Source organism: Nocardia sp. NPDC004568, assembly GCF_040609955.1.
GTDB lineage: Bacteria > Actinomycetota > Actinomycetes > Mycobacteriales > Mycobacteriaceae > Nocardia.
Window position 1 is genome coordinate 24,578 of record NZ_JBEXLL010000074.1, and the last position, 7,887, is coordinate 32,464.

The 7,887-nt window shown below is 70.0% G+C and carries 6 protein-coding genes; all 6 read right to left on the reverse strand.

What is annotated here, in order from left to right:
* Nucleotides 1-105 precede the first annotated feature (105 nt).
* The 6 genes from ABZV91_RS26485 to ABZV91_RS26510 all read right to left on the reverse strand — a co-directional run bounded on the left by ABZV91_RS26485 (nt 106) and on the right by ABZV91_RS26510 (nt 7,630).
* Nucleotides 106-576 (reverse strand): B-4DMT family transporter, encoded by a 471-nt coding sequence (locus tag ABZV91_RS26485; protein WP_355247046.1) that lies wholly within the window; start codon nt 574-576, stop codon nt 106-108.
* 80 nt (nt 577-656) lie between these two features.
* Nucleotides 657-1,484: a shikimate dehydrogenase gene (locus ABZV91_RS26490; protein WP_355247049.1), complete on the reverse strand. Its 828-nt coding sequence runs from the start codon at nt 1,482-1,484 to the stop codon at nt 657-659.
* On the reverse strand, nt 1,474-2,952 hold the full coding sequence (locus tag ABZV91_RS26495; RefSeq protein WP_355247052.1) for an endolytic transglycosylase MltG: 1,479 nt from the start codon (nt 2,950-2,952) through the stop codon (nt 1,474-1,476). Before ABZV91_RS26495 ends, ABZV91_RS26490 begins: the two co-directional genes overlap by 11 nt.
* The gene (ruvX, locus tag ABZV91_RS26500) at nt 2,949-3,524 is read right to left on the reverse strand and encodes a Holliday junction resolvase RuvX (protein ID WP_355247057.1); all 576 of its coding nucleotides are present in this window, start codon (nt 3,522-3,524) and stop codon (nt 2,949-2,951) included. Before ruvX ends, ABZV91_RS26495 begins: the two co-directional genes overlap by 4 nt.
* Before the next feature lie 14 nt (nt 3,525-3,538).
* Nucleotides 3,539-6,217, reverse strand: a complete 2,679-nt coding sequence (gene alaS / locus ABZV91_RS26505; protein WP_355247060.1) for an alanine--tRNA ligase — start codon at nt 6,215-6,217, stop codon at nt 3,539-3,541.
* A gap of 36 nt (nt 6,218-6,253) precedes the next feature.
* Entirely contained in the window at nt 6,254-7,630 is a 1,377-nt protein-coding gene (locus ABZV91_RS26510) for a replication-associated recombination protein A (protein WP_355247054.1), read from the reverse strand.
* Between the last annotated feature and the right edge of the window lie 257 nt (nt 7,631-7,887).

The window sequence follows — 7,887 nt, forward strand, 5'->3', positions numbered from 1 at the left end:
CCCGAAAGACCCCTGGTTTCCTGACGGTTCCTCCTGCCCGAGCCCTTCCGGCCCGCCCGGGGATGACCGGCGACAGCTCGGAGACCGGCCGGGCTCGTCGGACCGTCAGGCGGGCGAGCCGAGCGCGGGGGTGACGCCACCCGCCGATCGCTCGTTGTCGCGGCTGCCCAGCCGCCGTCCGACGGCCACGCCGATGAGCCCGGGTACGAAGACCAGTAGGACGATGAACGCCGACGCGGCGGTGGCCTCGAACAGCAGTCCGCCGTCGCCGAGGTCGACCTTCGGCAGGAGATCCAGCAGCCAGGACACCAGTCCGCTGCCCACGCCGGCGACCACCGCGGTCTGCAGCCACCGGATCGTCAGATCCGCGCCCTGCTCGGGGTTCGGGTGTTCGTGGCGGTCGGCCCGGCCGTCGCGTATGCCCCAGGCCACTGCGGCACCGATCAGCACCACCAGGCACAGCAGCCGCAACCACACCCCGTAGGTCGGGATATAGCCCATCGCGAACCCGAGGAGCACCCGCAGGGCGACGGTCAGCCCACCGAGCGCCAGTGCCCGCAACAACCACGCAGTCATGCCGATCACCATAACTCCCCCGCGCACCGGACTAGAACCCGTTACAGATATTCGGCGGGATCGGGCGCCCTCGGGCGATATCAGCCGAGGTCGGCGAGCGCGGCGGCCATCGCTTCCCGGGGGGCGGGGCGGCCGGTGAACTGTTCGACCTGTCCGTAGGCCTGTTCGAGCAGCATCTGCAGTCCGCCGATGACCGTGTGCCCGGCGGCGGCGACCGCTTCGGCCAGCGGGGTGGGCCACGGGTTGTACAGCGCGTCGAGCACCACGGGAGCCGCGGCCACCGATCCGGCGACCGCCGCGGCCGCCGGATGCGGGACGGTGCTCACCACAGCGCCCGCGCGGCCGCAGATACCGGCCAGCTCGGCCGCGTCGAAACCGATCACCCGGACGGTCGTGCCGAGCCGCTCGGCGAGTTCGCGCGCACTCGCCGCCCGGCCGGCATCGCGGGCGACGATGGTGATGGTCGCGGCTCCCAGCTCGGCCAGCGCCAGCAGCGCGGGCCGCGCGGTACCGCCGGCCCCCAGCACCACCGCCTCGGACAGCTCGCGCACCCCGCCGCCCCGCAGTGCGCCCAATACCCCGTCCACATCGGTGCAGTCGGCACGCCAACCGGCCGTCGTCCGCACCAGGGTGTTCGCCGAACCGACCAGTACCGCGCGTTCGGTGCGCACCTGCGCGTAGGCCAGGGCCGCTTCCTTGCCCGGCATGGTCACCGACAGTCCGGCCCATTCCGGGCCCAGCCCCTCGACCAGGCCGGGCAACTGGTCGCCGGTACATTCGATCCGCTCGTAGGTCCAGTCCAGGCCGAGCGCGCGGTAGGCCGCCAGATGCAGCTGCGGTGACTTCGAATGAGTGATGGGGCTGCCGAGCACAGCGGCGCGGCGCGGGCCCGCCGGTTCAGCGCCCACTGTCCAGGATCCCGCTCTCCAGCGCCAATTCGATGTTCTGCAGATGCTCGGAATAGCTCTCGGTGAACAGCGTGGTGCCCTGCTTGTCGACCGTCACGAAGTACAGCCAGGTCCCGGGCTCGGGTTCCTCCATGGCCTCGAGCGCCGCGATCGACGGGGAGGAGATCGGGGTCGCGGGCAGGCCGGGCATGGCGTAGGTGTTCCACGGGGTGGTCTGCCCGCGGTCGGCGTCGGTGGTCGCGACCTCGGTTTTGTCGAGTGCGTAGTTGACGGTGGAATCGAACTGCAGCGGCTGGTCGATCTCCAGCCGGTTCACGATCACCCTGGCCACCTTGCTCATATCCTGCGGCAGCGCTTCACGTTCCACGAGGGAGGCGCCGATCAAGGTTTGGTAGGGGCTGAGCCCGTTGACCCGGCCGGATTCCAGCAGCCCGGTGGACTCGTAACTGCGGGCGCTCTCGGTGACCAGTTGCCGCAGAATCTCCTGTGCGGAGCCGCTCGGATCGAAATCCCAACTGCCGGCGGCGATCAGGCCCTCGAGCTGGCGGGCGCGATCGGGCACCGTACGGACCGATTCCACCGCCCACTCCGGGACGCCGAGCGCGGCCAGGTCGGTGGTGGCGCCGGCCTGCTCCAGCTGTTCGTAGGTGACACAGCGGCGTTCGGGTTCGGCGCCCACACAGCTGGCGGCGGCGATCTTGGTGTAGATGCCCTCCTTGCGCGCGCCGGTGTTCACATCGTGTTGATCGTGCAACTGCCGACCTTCGGAGACCACGACATTGCCGACCCGCGAGCCGGGCGCGACGAGCGCCGCGACCGCGTCCGCGGCCGGACTGTGCACCGGGATCGCGTAGTACCCGGGCTGGAGCGAATTCATCCCCTCGTCCTGCACCGCGGCCTCGTAGAAGGCACCCGAACTGGCGACGATTCCGGCCTCGGCCATAGTCGAGGCGATTTCGGTGGCGGTATCGCCGGACTTCACCTGGACCACCACGGGCGCACCGGCGGGCCCGGCGAAATCCTCGGCCGGGGTGTAGCGATTGATCAGCTTGTACCCCCCCGCTCCGACGATCAGCACCAAAAGCACCCCGGCGGCCACCCAGATCAGCCGGCGGCGGCCGCCCTCCTGCGCGCGGGCGGCTTTCCGGGCCGCCGCCCGGCCCCCACGCGCCGGCGCGGTCCGCGCGCCGGCGCGGCGGCGCGGGCGCGGGCGCGGCTCGGGTTCGGGCTCGTCGTCGAAATCGTCGTCGTATTCGTCGTCGTCGACGTAGCGCGGGATGACGGCGGTGTCGTCGTCCTCGTAGGGGTCCCAGCCGTCCTCGGGCTCGTCGTCCCAGTCCGCCTCGTCGGCCACCGGCGTGGTGGACGCGCGGCGGGACCGCTCCCAGGCCTTGTCGTCGCGCCGATATCGCCGCTCGGCCTCACGCTGCCGGAATTGCGCCTCCGCCTGCGCCCATCGATCCGTCATTCATCGTCTCCGGACACCGCGGTACGTGCCGCGTCCTCGGCCGACCTCATCACAGAACTCCGTTCGTCCAACCAGCTCTGCAGGATCGACACAGCAGCCGCCTGGTCGATCACCTGCCGCTGTCCGCGCGCTCGAACACCGCTGTCCCGCAGAGCGCGTGCAGCAGACACCGTAGTCAAACGTTCGTCGGAAAGCCGGATCGGCACGTCGGGCAGCGAGTCGCGCAATCTTCCGGCGAACTCCGTCGCCATGCGCGCCGAGGTCCCTTTCTCGCCGCGGAGCGTGCGGGGCAGCCCGACGATGATCTCCACCGCTTCGTACTCGTGCGCGATCGCCGCGATCCGCGCGATATCCGCGCCGGGTCCCCCGTCACCGGCGCGCGCGCCGCGCGGCCACCGCCCGGCGCGCCGGGAGCCGGTAGCACGGGGCACGGTCTCCACCGGGGTCGCGAGGATCCCGTCCGGATCACTCGCGGCGACCCCGATCCGCACACTGCCCACATCGATGCCCAGCCGCCTGCCCCGGCCCGGATCCGTGGCGGGATTGGGCCGGTCGACGGGCGGGTCGTCCAGCGAGCCCACCGCCATCAGCCGGCGTGCGCGCCGATGTGATCGCGTACCGCCGCCAGACCCGCGTCGATACCCGCCGGGTCCGAGCCCGCGCCCTGGGCCATCTCCGGTTTGCCGCCGCCGCGACCGGAGATCCGCGGCCCGAAGACGGCCACCAGATCACCGGCGGCGAAGCCCAGCGCCTGAGCGGGCTTGTTCACGGTCACCACGAACGGCACCTTGCCCTCGTTATTTCCGAGCAACACCACCACGGCCGGGGTGGAACCGAGCCGGCCGCGGATATCGGTGGCCAGAGTGCGCAGATCGCCCGCCGATACCCCTTCCGGCGCGGCGGCCGCGACCAGCAGCACGTCTCCGAGTCGTTCGGCGGCGTCGGCATAGGCGCCCGCCGACGACAGCACGGCCGCGATCTTGGTCCGCTCGAGTTCCTTCTCGGCGACCCGCAGCCGGTCCACCAGCTGCTCGACCCGCCCCGGCACCTCGTCCGAGGGCACCTTCAGCATCGAGGCGACCCCGGCCAGCAACGCGCGCTCCTTGGCCAGGTATTGGTAGGAGTCCAACCCGACGAAGGCCTCCACCCGGCGCACGCCCGAGCCCACCGACGACTCCCCGAGCAGGGTGATCGGGCCGATCTGCGACGAGTGACCCACGTGGGTGCCACCGCAGAGCTCCATGGAGAACGGCCCGCCGATCTCCACCACACGGACCCGATCGCCGTAGTTCTCCCCGAACAGAGCCAGCGCGCCCATTTCCTTGGCCTTGGGCAGATCGGTGACGAAGGTGTTCACCGGGAAGTCGGCTCCGACGCCGTCGTTGGACACCGCCTCGATATCGGCCTTCTGCTGCTCGCTGAGCTGGCCCTGCCAGTTGAAGTCGAAGCGCAGGTAACCCGGCTTGTTGAGTGAACCGGCCTGGACCGCGTTCGGTCCCAGCACCTGGCGCAGCGCCGCGTGCACCATATGGGTCCCGGAATGCCCCTGGGTGGCGCCGCGCCGCCAGCCCGGATCGACCTGGGCCAGCACCACATCGCCCTCGGTGATCTGTCCCTGTTCGACAGTGCACCGGTGCACCCACAGCTTCTTCGCGATCTTCTGCACATCGTTGACGACGAGTTTCGTCCCCGCCGCGGTGATCGTGCCGCGATCGGCGATCTGACCGCCGGATTCCGCGTAGAGCGGGCTGCGATCCAGGATCACCTCGATATCGGTGCCCGCCGGGGCGGTCGGCACCCGGACGCCGTCGGAGATGAGGGCCAGCACATGGGCCTCGGAGGTCAGCTCGTCGAAACCGGTGAACTCCGTATCGCCGCGATCGACCAGTTCCTTGTACACCGACAGATCGGCGTGCGCGTGCTTGCGGGCGTGCGCGTCCTCCTTCGCCCGCCGCCGCTGTTCGGCCATGAGCGTGCGGAACCCGTCCTCGTCCACCGAGAGACCGGCCTCCGCGGCCATCTCCAGGGTGAGGTCGATCGGGAAGCCGTAGGTGTCGTGCAGAGTGAAGGCGTCGGCGCCGGAGATGGTGCCGGTGCCACCGCGCGGGGCCGCGGCCTTGACCTGCTCCGCCGTTTCGTCGAACAGCTTCGAACCCGTGCTCAGGGTCTTGCGGAACGCCGTCTCCTCACCGACAGCGACGGTCTCGATACGGGAGTAGTCGGTGGACAGCTCGGGATACGAGGGCGCCATCAGGTCGCTCACGACCCGCATGAACTCGCTCATCACCGGCTGTTCGGCGCCGAGCAGCCGGGCCGAGCGCACGATCCGGCGCAGCAACCGGCGCAGCACGTAGCCGCGGCCGTCGTTGCCGGGATTCACGCCGTCGGCGATCAGCATGGCCGAGGTGCGCGCGTGGTCGGCGATCACCCGGAACCGGACATCGTCGGCGTGCTCGACACCGTAGGAGCGGCCGGTCAGTTCCTCGGCCTTGTCGATGATGGGTCGCAGCAGATCGGTTTCGTAGACGTTGTCCACGCCCTGCAGCAGCAGCGCGATGCGCTCGACGCCCATCCCGGTATCGATGTTCTTCTTCGGCAGCACGCCCACCGGCGGAAAGCCCTGCTTCGGGCTGTCCTCGCCGCGGATGTCCTGCATGAAGACCAGGTTCCAGATCTCCAGGTAGCGGTCCTCGTCGGCGACCGGGCCGCCGTCCCGGCCGTACTCCGGCCCGCGGTCGTAGTAGATCTCCGAACAGGGCCCGCCGGGACCGGGCACGCCCATATCCCAGTAGTTGTCCTTACCGTCGCGGAACTGGATCCGCTCCTCGGGGATACCGGCCACCCGGCGCCAGATCTCGGCGGCCTCGGGATCGTCCTGGTAGGCGGTGACCCAGATCCGCTCCGGGTCGAATCCGTACCCGCCGTCCTCCTGCGACTTGGTGATCAGCTCCCAGGCGAAGCGGATGGCGCCTTCCTTGAAGTAGTCGCCGAACGAGAAATTACCCGCCATCTGGAAGAACGTATTGTGCCGAGTGGTGACGCCGACTTCCTCGATATCACCGGTCCGCACGCATTTCTGCACGCTGGTCGCGCGCGGGAACGGCGGCGTCTGCTGACCGAGGAAATACGGCTTGAACTGCACCATGCCCGCGTTCACGAACAGCAGGTTCGGGTCGTCGAGAATCAGCGATGCACTGGGCACCTCTGTATGCCCGGCACTTACGAAATGGTCCAGGAACCGCCGTCTGATCTCGTGGGTCTGCACGAATACCCAGCCTACCGGTGCCACGCACCCGAATTATCACCGAGCCGGGTTTCCGGGACGCAGACCACGCACGATCCGGCGCAGCGTACTCACCCGGGGCTCGACAGCCCGCTCGTGACCGTGGTCGGTGGGGTGGTAATAGTCCACCCCGACGAGTTCGTCCGGCGGGTACTGCTGAGCGAGCACACCGTCCGGGTCGTCGTGCGGATAGCGGTAGCCCTGGGCATTGCCCAGGCGCTCCGCGCCCGCGTAGTGCCCGTCCCGCAGATGCGCGGGCACCGTACCCGCCTTCCCCGCGGCCACATCGGCCATGGCCGCGCCGATGGCCGCGACCACCGCGCCCGATTTCGGCGCGGTCGCCAGATGGATGGTGGCCTGCGCCAGCGCCAGCCGGGCCTCCGGCAGCCCGACCAGCTGCACCACCTGGGCCGCGGCGGTCGCCGTCTGCAGCGCGGTCGGGTCGGCCATGCCGATGTCCTCGCTGGCGTGGATCATCAGCCGCCGGGCGATGAAGCGCGGATCCTCCCCCGCGGTCAGCATCCGGGCCAGATAGTGCAACGCCGCGTCCACATCGGAGCCACGAATCGATTTGATGAACGCGCTGATCACGTCGTAGTGCTGGTCACCGGCCCGGTCGTACCGGACGGCCGCCTTGTCGATACTGGCGGCCACCAGGTCCAGATCCACCGTCCCGTCCAGCGAGGACTCCGCCGAGGCCTCCAGCGCGGTGAGGGCCCGCCGGGCGTCGCCACCGGCGATCCGCACAATGTGATCGAGCGCCTCGCCGGTCACCGTGTACTGACCATCCAGACCGCGCGGATCGGCGATGGCCCGCGCGAGCACGGCCCGGATATCGTCCGGCCCGAGCGAGTGCAGTTGCAGCACCAGCGACCGCGACAGCAGCGGCGCCACCACCGAGAACGACGGGTTCTCCGTGGTCGCGCCCACCAGCAGCACGATACGGTTCTCCACCGCGGCCAGCAGCGCGTCCTGCTGGGTCTTGGAGAAGCGGTGCACCTCGTCGATGAACAGCACGGTCTGCTCGCCCGCGGTGAGCCGCCGTCGCGCGATATCGATGACCGCCCGCACCTCCTTGACTCCGGCGGACAGAGCCGACAACGCCTCGAACCGGCGCCCGGTGGCATACGAGATCAGTGACGCGAGCGTCGTCTTCCCGGTGCCGGGTGGCCCGTACAGCAACACCGAGGCCGCACCCGACCCCTCCACCAGCCGCCGCAGCGGAGAACCGGGGCCGAGCAGATGCTGCTGCCCGACGACCTCGTCGAGCGAGGCGGGCCGCATCCGCACCGCGAGCGGGGCACGCGCTCCACCGTCCCGTGCGGCCTCGCCGACGAAGGCGATATCCGGTGCGCCCGCCCCCGCATCGGGCATATCGAACAGACCGTCACTCATGCCTGCGACGGTACCGCCCACCACAGACACCGAGTCGGGGCGCAGCCCAGGGAGGCCGGCACCACGGCCCGCTCGTCATGCGAAGGTGAGCTCGGTTGCCGAGCTGGGCACGCGCACTTACTCACCCAGCGGGCACGCGCACTTACTCGCCAAAGCGCTGTGTTTTTTGGCGCCGCCTGCGGCGTCGCGGGGTTGAGGCCCCCCTTGGTCTCGCCGTTTCGGCCTCGAGACTTGCGCTTCGCGCGGCGCTTTCGAGG

Coding starts and splice junctions, on each gene's coding strand:
- ABZV91_RS26510 (WP_355247054.1), bottom strand. CDS start 7,630: ATGAGTGACGGTCTGTTCGATATGCCCGATGCGGGGGCGGGCGCACCG.
- ABZV91_RS26485 (WP_355247046.1), bottom strand. CDS start 576: ATGACTGCGTGGTTGTTGCGGGCACTGGCGCTCGGTGGGCTGACCGTC.
- ABZV91_RS26495 (WP_355247052.1), bottom strand. CDS start 2,952: ATGACGGATCGATGGGCGCAGGCGGAGGCGCAATTCCGGCAGCGTGAG.